This window comes from Microcella sp., from assembly GCF_019739195.1.
Taxonomy (GTDB): Bacteria; Actinomycetota; Actinomycetes; order Actinomycetales; family Microbacteriaceae; genus Microcella.
Genome location: NZ_JAHHDS010000003.1, coordinates 736,046 through 753,584, shown reverse-complemented (window position 1 = coordinate 753,584; position 17,539 = coordinate 736,046). Strand labels below are relative to the sequence as shown.

At 69.5% G+C, this 17,539-nt stretch carries 18 protein-coding genes; 9 read left to right on the top strand and 9 right to left on the bottom strand.

Annotation, left to right across the window (positions count from 1 at the left end):
* Window positions 1-48 precede the first annotated feature (48 nt).
* Complete coding sequence (locus KL788_RS05385; protein WP_293169219.1) at window positions 49-429, bottom strand: hypothetical protein; 381 nt, start codon at window positions 427-429, stop codon at window positions 49-51.
* Window positions 430-465: 36 nt separating this feature from the next.
* Entirely contained in the window at window positions 466-1,080 is a 615-nt protein-coding gene (locus tag KL788_RS05380; RefSeq protein WP_293169217.1) for an exonuclease domain-containing protein, read from the bottom strand.
* A 39-nt stretch (window positions 1,081-1,119) separates the two neighbouring features.
* On the opposite strand from KL788_RS05380, the gene KL788_RS05375 reads away from it, so the two are divergent.
* The 6 genes from KL788_RS05375 (at window position 1,120) to KL788_RS05350 (ending at window position 6,751) form a co-directional block, all read left to right on the top strand.
* Entirely contained in the window at window positions 1,120-1,608 is a 489-nt protein-coding gene (locus tag KL788_RS05375) for a hypothetical protein (RefSeq protein WP_293169215.1), read from the top strand.
* Window positions 1,609-1,677: 69 nt separating this feature from the next.
* Window positions 1,678-2,622, top strand: coding sequence for a DMT family transporter (locus KL788_RS05370; RefSeq protein ID WP_293169214.1), 945 nt, complete (start codon window positions 1,678-1,680; stop codon window positions 2,620-2,622).
* A gap of 28 nt (window positions 2,623-2,650) precedes the next feature.
* Window positions 2,651-3,688, top strand: a complete 1,038-nt coding sequence (locus tag KL788_RS05365; RefSeq protein ID WP_293169212.1) for an LLM class flavin-dependent oxidoreductase — start codon at window positions 2,651-2,653, stop codon at window positions 3,686-3,688.
* Window positions 3,685-4,197, top strand: a complete 513-nt coding sequence (locus KL788_RS05360; protein WP_293169210.1) for a metallophosphoesterase family protein — start codon at window positions 3,685-3,687, stop codon at window positions 4,195-4,197. Before KL788_RS05365 ends, KL788_RS05360 begins: the two co-directional genes overlap by 4 nt.
* A 44-nt stretch (window positions 4,198-4,241) precedes the next feature.
* A complete protein-coding gene (locus KL788_RS05355; protein WP_293169208.1) occupies window positions 4,242-5,132 on the top strand; it encodes an ABC transporter ATP-binding protein in 891 nt (296 codons plus the stop codon).
* Window positions 5,132-6,751 carry an ABC transporter permease gene (locus tag KL788_RS05350; RefSeq protein WP_293169206.1) on the top strand — a complete coding sequence of 540 codons (1,620 nt, stop codon included), beginning with the start codon at window positions 5,132-5,134 and terminating at the stop codon, window positions 6,749-6,751. Before KL788_RS05355 ends, KL788_RS05350 begins: the two co-directional genes overlap by 1 nt.
* A 61-nt stretch (window positions 6,752-6,812) precedes the next feature.
* Here the strand turns inward: KL788_RS05350 and KL788_RS05345 are convergent, their stop codons facing one another.
* Together KL788_RS05345 and KL788_RS05340 are read right to left on the bottom strand one after the other, a co-directional pair.
* A complete protein-coding gene (locus KL788_RS05345; protein WP_293169204.1) occupies window positions 6,813-8,648 on the bottom strand; it encodes a glycoside hydrolase family 36 protein in 1,836 nt (611 codons plus the stop codon).
* 31 nt (window positions 8,649-8,679) lie between these two features.
* Window positions 8,680-10,497 carry a gamma-glutamyltransferase family protein gene (locus KL788_RS05340; protein ID WP_293169202.1) on the bottom strand — a complete coding sequence of 606 codons (1,818 nt, stop codon included), beginning with the start codon at window positions 10,495-10,497 and terminating at the stop codon, window positions 8,680-8,682.
* Window positions 10,498-10,542: 45 nt separating this feature from the next.
* Between KL788_RS05340 and ychF the strand changes: the two genes are divergently transcribed.
* Complete coding sequence (ychF, locus tag KL788_RS05335; RefSeq protein WP_293169200.1) at window positions 10,543-11,631, top strand: redox-regulated ATPase YchF; 1,089 nt, start codon at window positions 10,543-10,545, stop codon at window positions 11,629-11,631.
* A gap of 410 nt (window positions 11,632-12,041) precedes the next feature.
* On the opposite strand, the gene KL788_RS05330 is transcribed toward ychF, so the two are convergent.
* The 4 genes from KL788_RS05330 to KL788_RS05315 all read right to left on the bottom strand — a co-directional run bounded on the left by KL788_RS05330 (window position 12,042) and on the right by KL788_RS05315 (window position 13,605).
* Complete coding sequence (locus tag KL788_RS05330) at window positions 12,042-12,308, bottom strand: type II toxin-antitoxin system RelE family toxin (protein ID WP_293169198.1); 267 nt, start codon at window positions 12,306-12,308, stop codon at window positions 12,042-12,044.
* Window positions 12,298-12,504 carry a type II toxin-antitoxin system RelB family antitoxin gene (gene relB / locus KL788_RS05325; protein WP_293169196.1) on the bottom strand — a complete coding sequence of 69 codons (207 nt, stop codon included), beginning with the start codon at window positions 12,502-12,504 and terminating at the stop codon, window positions 12,298-12,300. Before relB ends, KL788_RS05330 begins: the two co-directional genes overlap by 11 nt.
* A 92-nt stretch (window positions 12,505-12,596) precedes the next feature.
* Entirely contained in the window at window positions 12,597-13,019 is a 423-nt protein-coding gene (locus KL788_RS05320) for a hypothetical protein (RefSeq protein ID WP_293169194.1), read from the bottom strand.
* A 16-nt stretch (window positions 13,020-13,035) separates the two neighbouring features.
* Complete coding sequence (locus KL788_RS05315) at window positions 13,036-13,605, bottom strand: 1-acyl-sn-glycerol-3-phosphate acyltransferase (protein ID WP_293173177.1); 570 nt, start codon at window positions 13,603-13,605, stop codon at window positions 13,036-13,038.
* A gap of 172 nt (window positions 13,606-13,777) precedes the next feature.
* Here KL788_RS05315 and KL788_RS05310 point away from each other — a divergent pair, with 172 nt between their 5' ends.
* Both KL788_RS05310 and KL788_RS05305 read left to right on the top strand, forming a co-directional pair.
* Complete coding sequence (locus KL788_RS05310) at window positions 13,778-14,203, top strand: DUF1761 domain-containing protein (RefSeq protein WP_293169192.1); 426 nt, start codon at window positions 13,778-13,780, stop codon at window positions 14,201-14,203.
* Window positions 14,204-14,265: 62 nt separating this feature from the next.
* Window positions 14,266-15,027, top strand: coding sequence for a hypothetical protein (locus KL788_RS05305; protein WP_293169190.1), 762 nt, complete (start codon window positions 14,266-14,268; stop codon window positions 15,025-15,027).
* Between the two features lie 15 nt (window positions 15,028-15,042).
* On the opposite strand, the gene KL788_RS05300 is transcribed toward KL788_RS05305, so the two are convergent.
* Window positions 15,043-17,511 (bottom strand): GcvT family protein, encoded by a 2,469-nt coding sequence (locus KL788_RS05300; RefSeq protein WP_293169189.1) that lies wholly within the window; start codon window positions 17,509-17,511, stop codon window positions 15,043-15,045.
* Window positions 17,512-17,539: the final 28 nt, after the last annotated feature.

The window sequence follows — 17,539 nt, the reverse complement described above, 5'->3', positions numbered from 1 at the left end:
CTCCCAGTCCACTTCCCTACAACGTAGCAAGCTCGAAACGGCGAATCTCTACACCTGCCGTGCGAGCTGCTTGATCCTCGCCCACGGAATGAGTCTGCGTATGGCGGCGCACTGCGTGGCGGGTCGACCGAAGCCGCCGGCTGACTGAGCTGCGGCTCGCACCACTTCCGGGTCTTCGCCCAGCGCCTCTGCGATCCACAACAAGCCCGGCGCGCACTGGAAGTGGTTGTAGGCGTGCCGCGCGCCGAGCCCGCGCGTCATTCGCCCATATGCTCCTGGCCCGTCGATCTCGTCGAGCCACGCAGTGACGTGCTCTTGTTGGCTCGACCACCAGTGCGCACCCGGAAGGTAAACCCGCTCATACTCGTCAGAGACGGGATAGTGCGGCTCGGCTCTGCGAAGAATCTCGGCGAACTCCGCGCCGGTCATGTCGAACCGTTCTGCCATAGTCGCTGTACCTGCGATCTACGCGAGGGCGGCCGGGCGCCGGTCGGCAGCCTCTGCCTCGGTTGCTGCGCCGGTTCGCCCGACGCTCGTGCCGCAGATGCGCGCGAGGTCGGCGACCTCGGTCACGTCGTGGCGCTTCGCCGCGTGCACGATGATCGCGGCACACGCCTCGGCGTCGGCGAGGGCATCGTGGTGCGCGAAGTCTTCGAAGCCCGCGGCCATTGCCGCGACTGGCAGCCGGTACGAGTCGAGGTGGTAAGTCTTGCGGGCAACCCGCAGACTGCAGACGTACGACAGGCTCGGCACCTCGAGCGCGCTGGCCTTCTGCGCCGCACTCAACACTCCCATGTCGAACCCCGCGTTGTGGGCGGCGAGGGTGTCGCCGTCGACGAACTCGAGAAGTGCATCCACCTGTTCGGCCCACAGGGGCGCGTCGACGATGTCGGCGGCGGTGATGCCATGGATGCGCGTGTTCCACTCGAGCATGTCGTCGAAGCCGAACGGCGGGCGGATCAGCCAGCCCGTCTTGTCGACCACGCGGCCGTCGCGCACCTTCACGAGCCCCACCGAGCACGCCGAGGCCGCGTTGTTGTTGGCGGTCTCGAAGTCGATCGCGGTGAAGTTCAACGGCACACTGCGATCGTGCCACGAGCCGCCGACTACGGTGGGCTCATGACTCGGCGCGCTCGCAGATCGGTGGCACTCGTCACCATCGCCCTGAGCGCTTCGTTGCTGGCCGGCTGTTCGGCCCTGCCGTTTTTCGGCTCGCAGGAATGCGTCAGCTGGGTCACCTTCGACGGCGACCAGCAGATGCTCGCCGAATCTGCGCGGCTCATCGTCGTGGGCGAGGTGATCGAGCAGTCGGGCATGGCGGATCTGTTGGGCGGTGACGCGCGGCTCTACCGCTTCGACGTGCAGGAGGCGAGCGACGAGCGTTATGTCGGTCAGCAGATCGAAATCGCGTCGCGGGCAGACGGATGCGCGGCAGACCCCTACGGCAGCGGCGACCAGCTCGACACCGACGAGCGCATCGCCGTTTTCCTCTCGACCGACGAGCAGTGGAACGGGCTGGCGACGCTCACTCCCTTCGACGGAGTGCTGCCAGCCGACGAGCTTGAACCGGGCCTCGTGCCTGGGTTGCCTCCCGTCGACCCCGCGTGATGAAGCGGCGCGCGGATGCGCGGCTCTGCGCGCACGTGCGCAGCTGCCGCGCGGCCCTAGCCTGAACAGGTGCATCTGCTCCGCCGCTACTCGCCCGCCGTGCTCGCCCAGCTCTTCTGGGCGATGAACTTCGTCGTCGCCGACCGCGTGATCGCCGAGTTCACGCCGCTCGAGCTGACCTTCCTGCGCTGGTTGGGCGCGTTCCCGATCTTGCTCGTCATCACGCTCTGGATCGAGCGCCGGCACCGCGACAAGTGGCGGCTCGCGGCGAAGGAGTGGTGGATTCACATCGTCCAGGCCGTGCTCGGCATGGTCGGCTACACCCTGTTGCTCTACGCCGCGCTCGACACCACCTCGCCGGTCAACGCAAGCGTGATCAGCGCCATCAACCCCGCGATCATCGCGCTCGCCGCCGTCGTGGTGCTGGGGGAGCGCATCCGTCGCGGGGGAGTTCTCGGCATCGTCATCTCGTTCATCGGCGTCGTCATCGTCGTGCTGCTCGGCGGACCGAGCGGTGCCTCCGACCTCAGCATCGTGCCCGGCGACCTGCTCATTCTCGGCGCGATCCTGACCTGGACGGCCTACGTCGTCATCAGCCGCCGCATCCAGACCCCGCCCATCACGGCGACGACCGTGCAGGTGGGGCTCAGCGCGCTCATGCTCGCGCCGGTGATGGCGATCGTGGGCTTTCAGGCTCAGCCCTCGGCCGAGGGCTGGTGGGGCCTCGCGCTCATCACCGTCTTTCCGAGCGCGCTGGCCTACCTGTTGTGGAATGTCGCCGTCACCCAGCTCGGGCCGTCGCGCACGGGCGTCTTCCTCAATCTGCTGCCCGTCTTCACGGCGATCATCGCCGTCGCGCTCGGCGACCAGCTCACCGTGTGGCAGGTGGTCGGCGGGCTCATCGTGCTCGCGGGCGTCTACCTGACGACGCGGCCGGGCGCGACGGTCTCCGCCCCGTCGGCGGCCGCCGCGCCGGTTCCGGATGCTGCAGCCGAGCCGCGCGAACGGGAATAGTTCTGCATGCGAACGCATTGACCAGAGCATGACGAAGCTCGGATTTCTGTCGTTCGGAAACTGGATGGGCGTGACCGGCTCGCGCACCCGCACGGGTGGCGAAGCCCTGCTGCAGGGCGTCGAGCTCGCGGTCGCGGCCGAGGAGGTCGGCGTCGACGGCGCGTACTACCGCGTGCACCATTTCGCCCAGAACCACTCGAACCCGTTCCCGATGATGGCGGCCGCGGCCGCGCGGACGAGCCGCATCGAGCTCGGCACGGGCGTCATCGACATGCGCTACGAGAACCCCTGGGCGCTCGCCGAGCAGGCCGGCGCCACCGACCTCATCAGCGGTGGGCGGCTGCAGCTCGGCATCAGCAGGGGATCACCCGAGACCGTCGTCGACGGCTGGCGCTCGTTCGGGTACGTGCCGGCCGAGGGGCAGACGGATGCGGACATGGCCCGCGAGCACACCGACCTCTTCCGTCGCGCGATCGACGGCGAGGGCTTCGCGCCTGGCAACCCGCGCATGATCGGCACTGACAAGCCCCAGCCGGTGACCCCTCAGTCACCAGGCCTGTACGACCGCATCTGGTGGGGTGCCGGCACGCGCGCGACCGCCGTGTGGACGGCCGAGCAGGGCATGAACCTCATGAGCTCGACGCTGCTGACGGAAGACACCGGAGTGCCGTTCGACGAACTGCAGGCCGAGCAGATCGCGATGTTCCGCGAGGCCTGGGCGGCGCGCGGATGGAAGCGTGAACCCCGCGTGTCGGTCAGCAGGAGCATCCTGCCCATCATCGACGAGGAGACGCAGTACTACTTCGGTGTGCAGGCGCAGGCTGAGCAGACCGATCAGGTCGGCATTCTCGATGGCTCGCGCTCGCGCTTCGGCCGTTCGTACATCGGCGCGCCCGACCTGATCGCCACCGAGCTCGCGCGCGACGCGGCCGTGCAGGCCGCCGACACGCTGCTCGTGACGGTGCCGAACCAACTCGGCGTCGAGTTCAACGCGCGCATTCTCGAGGCGATCGTGCGCGACATCATGCCGGTGGTCGACGCGAAGGTTGTGCCCTCGCTCGCATGAGACTGCTACTGCTCAGCGACACCCACCTGCCCGTGCGGGCGAAAGAGCTGCAGCCCCAGGTGTGGGAGCTCGTCGAGCGGGCCGACCTCGTGATCCACGCGGGCGACTGGGTCGACGTGGCGACGCTCGACGCGCTCGAAGCCCGGTCCCGGCGTCTCGTCGGTGTGGCCGGCAACAACGACGGGCCCGAGCTGCACGAACGGCTGGGCGAGATCGCGCGGGTCGAGGTCGACGGGGTGCGCATCGCGGTCATCCACGAGACGGGTGCTGCTACCGGTCGCGAAGCCCGGTGCGATGCGCTGTTCGGGCCTGAGTCGGATGCCCCCGCAGACGTGCTCGTCTTCGGCCACTCGCACATTCCGTGGGATTCGACGACGCCCGGCGGGCTGCGTCTGCTCAACCCTGGGTCGCCGACCGATCGTCGCCGGCAGCCCGTCGGCACCGTCATGACCGCGGTCGTCAGCACTGGCGCTCTGCGTGAGGTGACGCTCGTGCCCACACCGCGCTGAACCGATCTCGCACTCGGGAGCGACGCGGGTCTAGGCTCAGCGCCGTGAACGCGCCCCTGATCGAGACCACTGCCCTCACCAAGCGCTTTGGGCGGGCCACGGCCCTCGACGAGCTCGACCTGCGCGTGTCCGAAGGTGAGGTGCACGGATTCCTCGGGCCGAACGGCGCCGGCAAGTCGACGACGATCCGCGTGCTGCTGGGCCTCATCAGACCGTCGAGCGGCACGGCGAGCGTCTTCGGGCTCGACCCGTGGGCTGATCCCGAGACGATTCATCGCGACGTGGCCTATGTGCCGGGCGATGTGAGTCTATGGCCAGGTCTCACCGGCGGCGAGGCGATCGATCTGCTGACCAGCCTGCGCGGGGGCGCGGATACGACACTGCGTGCTGACCTCATCGAGCAGTTCGACTTCGACCCGCGCAAGAAAGCGCGCACCTATTCGAAGGGAAACCGGCAGAAGGTCGCGCTCATCGCCGCCTTCGCCCGCACCGCCCGCCTGTACATTCTCGACGAGCCCAGTTCCGGCCTCGATCCGGTCATGGAATCGGTGTTCCGGCAGCAGGTGCAGCGCGTGCGTGCTGAGGGGGCGACCGTGCTGCTCTCGAGCCATGTGCTGAGCGAGGTCGAGCAGTTGTGCGATCGTGTGACAATCATCCGCGAGGGGCGCGTCGTCGAGAGCGGTTCGCTCGCCGAGCTGCGACACCTGAGCCGCACGACGTTCAGGGTCTCAGGATTCGCTGATGTCTCGGCCGTACAGGCCCTTGCGGGGGTTCACGCGGTGGCTGCGCAGGGCGACACCGTCGAATTCGAAGCGGATGCCGACGCGATTCCGGCCGTGCTCACCGCCGTCGCGGGCCAGGGTGCCTACGCCGTCATCGCCGCGCCCGCGTCTCTCGAATCGCTGTTTTTGCGCCACTACAGCGAAGCGCGCTAATGCGCGGCCTGAGCGTGATTCTGCGCAGCCAGCTCGCGCGCGATCGCTGGGTGCTCTCGTTCTGGCTGGGCGGCATCGGCCTGCTCGGCATCAGTGTTGCCGCGGCGATCACGACCCAGTTCGCCGACGATGCCGAGCGCACCGTGATCATTCAGATCGCGGCAGCCAACCCCGCGTTCCTGTTCTTGCGGGGGCTGCCCGACGGAATCAACCTCGGCGCCGTCGCCTTCTTCCAGGGCTTCGCGTTCACGAGCGTGCTCGCCGGTCTCATGAGCACCTTTCTCGTCGTGCGCCACACGCGAGCCGATGAAGAGGCGGGTCGCGCCGAGCTGCTCGGCGCGACGCCCATCGCCCGGTCGACGATGCTTGCCGCGACCCTCGTGCTGGGCACTCTCGCGAACCTCACGCTCGTCGCGCTGCTGTCGCTCGCCTACATCGGCGGCGGGCTCGACGCCGGCGGGTCTCTGGTGTCGGCGCTCGCCGTCGGTGCGGTGGGCATGGTGTTTGTCGGTGTCGCGGCAGTAGTCGCCCAGCTGATGCCATCGGGTCGCGCGGCGAACGGCGTCGCCTCGGCCCTCGTGATCGGCGCGTATCTGCTGCGCGGCATCGGTGATGCTCTCGGCACGCCGAGCGACGACCTGCTCAGTGCGACGCCGAGCGCGATCTCGTGGCTCTCGCCGATCGGCTGGGGCCAGGCGACGCGGCCCTACACCGAGCCCACGCTGCTGCCCCTGCTGCTCTCAATCACCGTGTTCCTCGTGCTCGCCGGGGCGTCGATCGCTGTGCGGTCACGCCGCGACCTCGGGTCGAGCCTCGTTCCCGAGCGCAGCGGCAGAGCCTCCGCCCGGTTCGGCGGCCGCAGCGTTCTGGGTCTCGCGTGGCGGCTGCAGCGCGCGACCGTGCTCGGATGGGTCGCGGGAGTCATCGTGCTCGGCGCCATCGCCGGAGGTCTCGGCCCGGTCGTCGCCGAAGCAGTCGCCGAGAACGACACGCTCGCGGGCCTCATCGGCTCGCTCGTACCCGGTAGTACCGCCGACACAGCCGATGTCTTCATCGCCGCGTTACTCGGCATCGGCGGAGTGCTCGCTGCCGCCGCAGGCGTGCAGGCGATGCTGCGGCTGCGGGCCGAAGAGGTCGAGGGTCGCGCCGAGCTACTGCTGGCGACCCCCGTCTCGCGCGTGCGCTGGATGGGCGAGACGGCCCTCGTCGCGATGGCTTCGGTGCTCATCGTGACCACCGCCCTGGGCGTCGCGACTGGGGGAGTGCTCGCGCGGTCGAGCGGTGACGGCGCCGAGCTCGTTCGCTACACGGGTGCCGCGCTCGCGCACGCGCCCGCCGCGCTCGTCTTCGTCGCCATCGCGGCACTCGCCTTCGCCCTCGTGCCTCGCATCACCATCGCCCTGGGATGGGGGCTGCTCGTGATCGGACTCTTCCTCGGCCAGTTCGGCGAACTGCTGCAGTTGCCAGAGTGGCTGCAGGCGCTGAGTCCGTTCTTCCACAGCTCGGCCGTGCCCGTCGTCGAGTTCGACGTCGTGTCGGCGGGCATCCTGCTCGCGGTCACAGTGTTCGGGCTGGCCCTTGCGATGATCGCACTGCGTCGCCGAGACCTCACCGCGTGAGCTGTGTGCCGCGCGTGGCATGTGCCGTGAGCGGCACACTGCCTCAGCGGGGCAATCGACCTCAGGCGGGTCGCATGCTGAGCGCGAGACCGTCGGCGCTCGCCGTATCGAGCGGGATGCCCGCCTCGAGTTCGGCGCGCGACACCACCCACTCGCTACCACTCCACTCGTCACGCACGATCCACGACTCGACCTCCGGTTCGAGCACGGGATTCCAGCGCACGACCTGCCCGACGGCGGTCGGTGAGACTGCGAACGTCGCGAGCTGCGCGCCATCGAGCCGCGGCGTGAGCGCCAGGCCCGTGACCCCGGCAGCCGAGCCCCACACGCCGGCCGATGTGCCAGTCAGCACGGGCGGCACCGCGCGAGCATCCAACGCCGCAGTACGCCACTCGCGGTAGATCGCGATCGCGCGCTGCATCTCGGCGAGCTGCGATTCCGTCCAACCGGGCAGGTCGCCCATGAGGATCCACGGGCCGCCGATCAGGTACGGCGCGAGCTGCGCGCGCAATGGCAGGTGCGGCTCGTCGCCCATATACGTGCTCGTCCACGACGAGGGCAGGTACGCGCCGAGGCCGAGAGCCGCGAGTCGGTTCTCCTCCGACCGGCACCAGTCGTCGCCGATCGTCGTGTCGTGGTGCGCGATCATCTGCAGGTCGAGGGGCTTGCCGCCGTTCCAGCAGTTCTCGACGAGCAGGTCGGGGTGCGCGGCGCGGAGGGTGGCGAGCACCGAGTACCAGCCCGCGACGCCCGCAGCCTCGCCCGCGCCGGGGTCGTGAGTGTGGTTCGTCGCGTCGCAGCGGCTGATCGTCTCGAAGTCGTGCAGCAGCCAGTCGACGCCGTCGCGCACGAGACGGTCGAGGCACGCGAGCACGTGGTCGCGCGCCGGCTCGTGCCCGAGGCACAACGAGTGGTTGCGGTGCGACACCATCTGGTGGCGGCCGTTCCAGGTGGCGAGCCAGTCGGGGTGGGTCGTCGCGACGACCGAGTCGGGCGAGGCATTGCCCGCGCCCACCCAGAGCCCGAGCTTCATGCCGCGGTCGTGCGCGAGCGCGGCGATGCCCGCGACGCCGCCTGCGTAGCCGGCCTGCGCGTTCCAGTCACCGACGTGGTCTTCCCAGCCCTTGTCGACTGTGACGACCTCTACCCCGAGGGCGGCGGCGACGTCGAAGAATGCGGTCACGCGGTCGGCGTCGATATCGGTGCCGAATCCCCAGGTGTCGGCGATGAGGGGCGGCGGCAGGTCGGCGGCGCGGTTCGGGATGCTCGCCGCGAGCAGCGCGCGCAGCCAGCCCTCGGCGGTCTCGTGGTCGCCGAGCCCGTGGCGCACGAGCAGGCCGGGGAGAGCATCCGTCGCCGGAAGCTCGGCGGGGCGGAAGGTTTGCCACGGCAGGCGGGTCTGCACGGTGAGCCCGTGGTCGTCGGCGAGCAGGTCGAGCAGCACGCAGTCGCTGCGGTCGAGGGCGGTGGCGAGCGCGACGGGGCGTCCGTCGGCGTCGACGCCGGCGACCGTGCACCAGCCGGCCGCATCCTGATACCGCTCGTCGACCTCGGGGGAGTGCCCGACCGTGCGGTAGAGCACGCCGTCGTGCATCTCGCCCTCGGGGAAATCGAAGGGGGTGCGGGTGCCGCGCGCGTCGTCGAGGTTGAGCACGGCCGCGTCGGCGACCGAGTAGGCGCCGCTCACGAGCGTTCGCGGCCGCGCGGGGGTGACACCGAGCTCGTCGATGCGGAAGCCGCGGAACTTCGCATCCCACGTGAAGGGGTGCAGCACGCGCACGCTCACGTCGTGCCAGCCGTCGAGCCGAAGACTCGCGACGATCGTGTCGCCGGGCTGCTCGGCGGAGTTGTCAGCACGCTCGGGGTGCGCGACGATGCGCTCAAAGCCGTGGGGCATGCGTTACATCATACCTATAGCCTCGAGAAGTTCAGCGACCTGCGGCGTAGCCCTGGTTGCCGCGCGAATTGGCCGCGGCGAACATCCACCCGCGGTCGTGCTCGATGCCGACGCAGCTGAGGCGGCCGAGGCTCCACGGGCCCATGACCGTCACCTCGTGCCCGCGGGCCCGCAGCTCGTCGATCACCTCGTCGCCGAGCCGCGACTCGACCGTGAGCGACGCCGGCTGCACCGTGCGCGGCTCGAACGACGCCACCATCGCATCCGTGTGGAACATCGGGGCGTCGATCGCCTGCTGCGGCTCATAGCCGCCGACGATGCGGCGCAGCAGGTAGAGCAGCTGCCACTGGTCCTGCTGGTCGCCACCCGGAGTGCCGAGCGCCTCGACCACACGCCCGTCGCGCATCAACATCGTCGGTGACAGCGTGCTGCGGGGGCGGATGCCCGGGCTCAGCGCCGAGGGAGAGTCGGCATCCAGCCACGTCATCTGCAACCGCGTGCCGAGGCAGAAGCCGAGCGAGGGGATCGTCGGCGACGACTGCAGCCAACCGCCCGAGGGCGTCGCCGAGATCGTCGTGCCGTGGCGGTCGACGACATCGAGGTGGCAGGTGTCGCCGCGCTGGCGGCCCGCGCGGTCGAGCGTGGGCTCGCCCGAGCCGGGTAGCGTGGCCGCGGCGGTGCCGGCGAGGCGAACAGGTGGCATCCACGGCTCGCGCCCGCCGGGGTGGCCGGGGCGCACCTCGCGCGATGCGGTCTGGCCGATGAGTGCGGCGCGCTCGGCCGCGTACGCAGGGGCCAGCAGGTCGGCGAGCAGCGCATTCGTGTCATCGATCACGGCGGGGTCGGCGAACCAGGCGTCGCGGTCGGCGAGCGCGAGCTTGAGCGCCTCGGTGATCGTGTGCACGCCGAGCGCCGTGGAGGGGTCGAGCACGTCGTCTCCGTGCGCCGCGGCAGCCGCGTCGAGAATGGCGAGCGACTGCAGCAGGGCGGGCCCCTGAGTCCAGAGCCCGGCCTTGAGCACCTCGACTCCGCGGAAGGTGAGCGACGCCGGCGCCTCCTCGGCGGGAGAGTACGCGTCGAGGTCAGCGGTCGTGAGCACGCCCGCCAGCGCGCCACCGATCGAGTGCTGCACCGGAGTCTGCACGAACTTTTCGACCTCAGCACCCACCACCTCGTTCCACAGCGCGACGGCCGCGTGCACGCGCGACTCCCGGGTGCCGGTCGACTCACCCGCGGCCGACAGCCGCGCGAGCAGCTGCGCCCACGGCTCGTTGGTGATCATGTCGCCGGGCTCCGGGATGCGCCCGGAGGGCATCCACTGCGCCGCCGACGTCGGCCAGTGCTGCTCGAACAACGGCGCGACCGCCGTGATCGTCCGCACGACGTTCGCGTGCACGGGGTGCCCGTCGCGCGCATAGTCGAGGGCCGGGGCGAGCACGTCGGCGAGCTCCCAGGTGCCGCGCGTGGCGAGTAGGTGCAACCAGGCGACGACCGAGCCGGGCACAGCGGCGGCGAGCGGCCCCGCCCCCGGAACCTCGTCGAGCCCGAGCCCGCGATAGTGCTCGATGGTCGCAGCGGCGGGTGCGGCGCCCTGCCCGGCCAGCACGAACGGATGCTCTCCCGCGGGCGCCACGATCGCCGTCAGGTCTCCGCCCGGGCCGTTGAGGTGTGGCTCGACGACGTGCAGCACGAAGGCCGCGGCCACAGCGGCGTCAACTGCGGTGCCGCCCCGCTCGAGCACCGACTGCGCCGTCGCCGTCGCGAGCCAGTGCGTGCTCGCCGCCATGCCAAAGGTTCCGCGCAGCTCGGGGCGGGTGCGGTCGGCGGGCGCGGGGGTGAAGAGGCTCATGCCCCCACGCTAGCCGCGCACCCGGCGCCGGTAGGCTTGACCCCCGTGGCTCTCACTATCGGCATCGTCGGCCTGCCCAACGTCGGCAAGTCCACCCTCTTCAACGCGCTCACCGAGAACGACGTGCTCGCGGCGAACTACCCGTTCGCCACGATCGAGCCCAACGTCGGGGTCGTCGAACTGCCCGATGAGCGCCTGAAGGTGCTCGCCGAGATCTTCGGCAGCGAGCGCATCCTGCCCGCCGCCGTGTCGTTCGTCGACATCGCGGGCATCGTCAAGGGCGCGAGCGAGGGCGAGGGCCTCGGCAACCAGTTCTTGGCGAACATCCGCGAGTCCGACGCGATCGCGCAGGTCGTGCGTGCCTTCACCGACAGCGATGTCGTGCACGTCGCCGGAGCCGTCGACCCCGCCAGCGACATGGAGACCATCAACACCGAGCTCATGCTCGCCGACCTGCAGACGCTCGAGAAGGCGATTCCGCGCTACGAAAAAGAGGTCAAGGGCAAGAAGCTCGACCCCTCGGTGCTGCAGGCGGCGACGGATGCTCACACGCTGCTCTCCGCCGGCACCACCCTGTCTTCCGCCGGCTTCGACGCCGCGCCGATCCGCGAGCTCGGCCTCCTCAGCGCGAAGCCCTTCATCTACGTGTTCAACGTCGACGAGGGCGTGCTCGGCGACGCTGCGCGCATGGATGAACTCGCCGCGCTCGTCGCGCCCGCCAAGGCAGTGTTCTTAGACGCGAAGATCGAGAGCGAACTGATCGGCATGGACGCCGACGACGCCGCCGAACTTTTGGCGTCTACCGGCCAGACCGAGAGCGGGCTCAACCAGCTCGCCCGAATCGGCTTCGACACCCTCGGGCTGCAGACCTACCTCACGGCCGGCCCGAAAGAGTCGCGCGCCTGGACGATCGGCAAGGGCTGGAAGGCTCCCCAGGCTGCGGGCGTCATCCACACCGACTTCGAGAAGGGCTTCATCAAGGCCGAAGTCATCGGCTTCGACGATCTCGTCGAGTGCGGCTCGGTCGCCGAGGCCCGATCCAAGGGCAAGGCTCGCATCGAGGGCAAGGACTACGTCATGCAAGACGGCGACGTGGTCGAGTTCCGGTTCCAAGCAACATCTGGGCAGAAGTAGCGTTTCAATGCAAGCGCCGTCCGATATCGCATCGAAGGATCGGCAGCCCTCTCTCGCGCACGAGATCCTGTGGGGGCTTGCGTTCACGCTCCTCCTTGCGGTGTCTCCGTTCATGTTGGTTCACACGCTGGAGTCAACCGGAGGGGACTGGAACGCCTTGACGGGTGGAGGCGGTCGCTGGGGTGACGGAGTGCCGATGTGGCTCTTGTTCTCAGTGAACGTTCTGCTCATCTCTATTGGCGCTCTGGGATCGATGAGTTCGTTGGTTCTGTTGGTCAGACGGGCGAGAGGCCGGTCGCTTGATCGTCAGACAAGCGGACCGAACACTGGTGATTGACGGCGACGTGGTCGAGTTCCGCTTCAACGTGTAGACGCTGTTGAGCCTTCGCGATCGCTTCGATGGCGTTCCCTCACGCGTCGTACACATCGCTCCGGTGGCCCACGGCGAGTGCGAGGATCACGAGCTCCGCATCCCGCAGTTCGCAGAGAATGCGGTAGTCCCCGACCCGGTACCGCCACACGCCGGCACGATCGCCGACGAGGGCCTTGCCGCGCGAGCGCGGGTCGTCGAGTTGAGCCACCTCATCGAGGTAGTCGACGATTCTGCGGGCGATCGGTCGGTCGAGCTTCCGGAGCTGACGAAGTGCTGTGGCCGTGTACTCGACCTCAGAGGCCAAGTTCGCGCCTCACCTCGGCGGCCGAGTACCGAGGCTCCTCGCGCTCGAGGGCCGCGATCGCGAGCAGGTAATCGGCGCGGTCGGCAAGGAAGTCGTCGAGAGCGCGCTTGACGTAGTAGCTCTTGCTGCGCCCCGTTTCACGGGCGAGCCGCTCGAGCATCGCATCTTGTTCTGCAGTGAGTCGCACGGACAGCATGATGGCCTCCCACTGCAAGTGTATGACATGTGTGACAAGCCACGCTTGCCTCGCCCGCTTGTGCCTGGCGCTGTGGAGGAGGTTCGCGGCGACTACGGCCTGACCATCACCGCAGCGGCATCTCCCACCTCGAGGGGAAACCTGACAACGAGCTCTCCGGCTGCCGTCGTCACGATGAAGTCGAGCCAATCGCCGACCGGTCGCTCGAGCGGACTCGGCGCGATCGACCTGTCGCGGTCACGGATGCCGAGCACCCGCACCTCGCGCGAGCCGACGATGCCGATCGCAGGTGTGAAGTGCAGCAACCCAGGCGAAACCTGAGCGATACCGACGCTCCACTCGGTACCGATGTTGAGCACCCGCCCCTTCCCCGCGCGGATGGCGCATCGCACCTCACCCTCGAGCAGCCGCTTGCGATCGTTGCGGCGCTGGATCTCGTCGGGAATCAGCCACCAGAACAGGTCGGCGAAGAAACCGAACAGCGTTCCCAAGAAGAATTCGAGGAGAAAACCCACGTGGCGAGGAGGCGGCTTAGCTCGCGAGCTCTTCGCGCAGGCGCGGCTCGACGCGGTGCTCGGGTTCGACGCCCGACTTGTCGGCGTAGAACGCGCGGATGACGGTCATGTCGGCAGCGACATCCCCCGTCAGTTCGATGGTCGGCCCCAGGCCGGTCGTCATCGTCGTGCGGTCGACGTAGCCGAGCGTCAGTGGCAGCCCTGCCTCGCGCGCGATGCGGTAGAAGCCCGACTTCCAGTAGCTGTGCCCCTTGCGCGTGCCATCGGGGGTGACGACGAGGCCGAATACGTCGCCCGAGCGGATGCGCTCGAGCACCTCGCCGACGACAGCGCTCGGTGCCTCGCGATCGACCGGGATGCCCCCGAGTCGCCGCATGATCGGCCCCCGCCACCCGCGGAAGAGGCTCTTCTTGCCCAGCCAGCGAAAGTGCATGTCGAGCCGCCACGCGATGGCGAGCATGAACACGAAATCCCAGTTCGACGTGTGCGGCGCCCCGACCAGCACCGTGGGCCGATCGGGAGCGGGCTCGGAGACCAGCTTCCACCGGCTGAACGTCCAGAAGATTCGGGCCACAATGCGTCGAATGAACACAGGTCAACAATAGGTCGCGGCGAGCATTGTGGGGTCCTCGGTGTGTGCCGATGGCGGCATGTGCCGCGAACGGCACATTGCGTCGACGCGGGATCCCGCCCGTCGCCCCGCGCGCCCCGCCCGCTGCCGTAGACGCGGGCCCGTGCACGCGAGTAGCGTCTCGCGCATGTTCCTTCTTGAGCTCAACTGGCTCGGCGTGCTCGCCGGCTTCGCCGTCTACTTCATCTCGGGCGCCATCTGGTTCGGACCCAAGACCTTCTATCCGGCGTGGATGCGCGCCAAAGGCCACGACCCCGAGAGCCCTCCCGGCCTGCATGGGCCTGCGCTTCTCTTCAGCCTGACGGCCGTCGGCGCGCTGGTGCAGGTCATCGCGCTCGCGAGTGTCATGTGGTTCGTCGCTGAGGTGCAGGGCCCCCTCGGTCCGCTCGGCGGCGCGCTCGCCGGACTCCTCGTCGGCGTCGGATTCGCCGCCGCGAGCTCGCTGTCGCACCGCCTCTTCGGCGGCGACGGCTTCAAGGTCTGGGCGATCGAAGTCGGCGGCGACATCGTCGGCCTCACCCTCGCGGGCCTCGTCGTCGGCCTCATCGGCTGAACCCCGCTCGGTTGAACCCCGCTCGGCTGAAAACCAGTCGGCCCAAGCCGTAGGGTGTTGCGGTGACCGACCCCACCCTGAGACTGCCCAACCAGACGTTCCGGGCCGTGCTCGACCTGGGCGACGGCATCGGCACCCTGCCGCCGCTTCCGCGCGGTCTCGGGCGACCCGAGCTCGACGCCGACGTCGACGACGAGACCGGCATCGTGAGCCTGTTCGTGCACTTTCCCACCGGGCAGCTGCACATCGACGTGAGCGACGACCGCGTCGAGCACCACTTCCACACCGCGCGCGGTGACGACACCGACCGCAGCCCGTGGAAGCGCGAGCAGACCGCCGCACTTCTCGAGTGGGCGCGGCAGTTCGCGGCCCGAGCGCTACCCGTGGTGCCCGACCTGCTGGCCGATGCCGAAGAGGCTGCCGAGTGGCATGCGGCAGGCCTGCGCGTGTTCGCACGCGAGACCGGGCCGGTTCCACTCGAGATCATCGAGGTCGAGCTCGAGGGCGAGCTCATGCTTCTGCCGTGGCTCGGCAGCGGCAGCGTCGAGCACGAGCACATCGACGGTGATCACCATCCCATCGAACTGCTCTGGGATCCGCTGGGGGTAGAGCCGAGCATCCGTATCGCGCGCGCCTGGCTCGATCCGCGCACCGACGCACCGCGCACAGCGGCAGAGCCGGGCATCGACTGGAACGCCGTCGGAATGCCGGCCACCGAGGTGGTGACGTGGCTCGAGGGCGTCTACCTCAACCATCACGTCATCGCCCACCCCGCCCAGGTGATTCTGCAGGCCGCGCTCGAGCGCCTCGCGGGCATCGACTGACGCCCACCGCGCGCCTCAGCCGCGCAACCGCTCGCCGCGCGGGTCGTAGAACGGTCGGCGAGAGACCGTCGCGGGCACGCGCTCGCCCTTGCATTCGACCGTGAACGTCGCGTCGAGCGAGACAGTCGGATCGATCGCCGCGATACCCACGGCACGGCCGAGAGTATGGCCATAGGCACCGCTCGTCATCCGCCCGACCGCGACGCCGTCGGCGAAGACCGTCTCGTCGTGCACGAACACGGGCTCGGGGTCGTCGAGGGTGACGTAGACCGTGCGATGCCGCGGTGACTTCGGGTCGAGCGCGGCGACGGCGTCGCGGCCCGTGAAGCCCCCGGGCTTGTCGAGCGCGACCGTGAAGCCGAGGCCCGCGGAGTAGGGGTCGTCGGCGGCGCCGATGTCGTGGCCGAGATGCCGATAGCCCTTCTCGCTGCGCAGCGAGTCGAGCGCGTGATAGCCCGCGAGGCGCACGCCCAGGTCGTGCCCCGCCTCCCACAGCGCGTCAAAGACGTTGAGGGCGAGGTCGGCCGAGGGGTAGAGCTCGTAGCCGAGCTCGCCGACGAAGCTGATGCGCAGGCTATAGGCGAAGCCGTCGGCCACTTCGACCTCGCGGCCCGTCGTGTAGGGCTGCGCGGCGTCTGACCAGTCGTCGGGCGACACCCGCGAGAGCAGCTTGCGGCTGAGCGGCCCCATCACTCCGATCGTCGCGAGCGCCGCCGTCACGTCGACCACCACGGCCGCGTGACCGCGCGCAGCCCGCCGCAGCAGCCAGAGCGACTTGTGGTGGCTCGTCGAGGGGGTGACGACGAGGAAGCGGTCTTCGGCGAGGCGGGTGACCGTGCCGTCGAGTTCGATGCCGCCGTTGCGGTTGAGGAACAGTGTGTAGACGGCCTGCCCCACGGCCACATCGACGTCGTTCGTGGCGGCGTGCTGAACGACGGCGAGAGCATCCGCCCCCACGATCTCGAACTTCGCGAACGGGCTCAGATCGAACAGCGCGACCCCCTCGCGGGCAGCTCGATGCTCGGCCGCGACCTGCTCGAACCAGCCGGGTTTGCCGTAGCTGTACCCCTCGGCCGCGGTCGGCCCGCCGTACCAGTTCGCACGCTCGCCGCCGTTGATCTCGCCGTAGCGCGCGCCCAGCTCGGCGAGCCGGGAGTGCAGGGGGGTGCGCCGCACGTTGCGCGCCGTCTCCGACTGCATGCCCGGCCAGTGCATAGCGTAGAGCCGCCCGAGACTCTCGGTCGTGCGCGCGTGCAGGTACCGCCGGTTGCTCTGGTGACGCGAGAAACGCTGCACGTCGACCGAAGCCGAGTCGAACTGCGGGGTTCCGGCGACGATCCACCGCGCGAGCTCACGACCGATGCCGGGGGCGTAGATGATGCCCTGCGAGTTGAGTCCGGCGGCGACGAACAGCTGCTCGACCTCGGCTGTCTCGCCGAGCAAGAACGACGTGTCGGGCGTGAAGCTCTCGGGCGCGGTGATGAAGCGGTCGTAGCCGGCGGTGCCGAGCGCGGGCACGGTGCGCTCGGCTGCCGTGCGCACGGGGGCGAAGTGCTCCCAATCGTCGGGGAAGGTCGCGAATCCCGCTGTCGAGATCTCGGTCACCGCGCGCGGGATGCCGTTCGGCTCGAACGCGCCCACGAGCAGCCGCCCGGCCTCATGACGGACGTAGTAGCTGTGGTCGACGTCGCGCAGCACGGGCAGCGACGCGACAGCCCCCTCGATCGGCTCAGAGCGCACGTGCACGTGCTCGGCGGCATAGAGCGGCAGGTGCACACTCGCGGTGGCAGCGAGGTCGCGGCTCCACAGGCCGCCCGCGATGACGACGCGGTCGGCGAGCACTGTGCCCTGATCGGTCTCGACACCGGTGGCGCGCCCGCCCTCGTGCAGGATCGCGGTGACCGTGACGCCCTCGCGGATGCTCGCCCCGGCCTCGTGCGCCAGCTTCGCCATCGCGAGCGCGGCGTAGCCAGGGTTCACGTGCCCGTCGTCCGCGAAGTGCAGCCCTGCCAGCACGCCGTCGGTCGTCGCGATCGGCCAGAGTCGTGCGACCTCGGCAGCGTCGACCATTCGAGCGTCGATGCCGTTCTGCACGGCGACATCGCGCGCGTACAGCAGCTCGTCGACGCGGCCGGGGTGGCGCGCGAGGCTCAGCGACCCGCACCGCTCGAATGACACGTCGACCCCCGAGCGCCGCTGCAGGTCGGCGTAGAACCCGAGCCCGTACGACGAGAGACCGGTCATGGCCGTCGTTCCGCGCGCTCCCGCGACGAGACCTGCCGCGTGCCAGGTCGTACCGCTGGTCAGCACGGCGCGCTCGAGCAGCAGCACGTCGGTCTCGCCCGCCTCGGCAAGGTGCAGGGCGATGCTCGAGCCGATGATGCCGCCGCCGACGATGATCGTGCCCGCGCGGGCCGGCAGCGGCAGGGCTGCGTCATCGGTGAACGCCGCAGCACTGAGCGAGCGGTCTGCGAGTCTGTCCATGGCGGTGAGCCTCCTGCGTGCAGGCTAA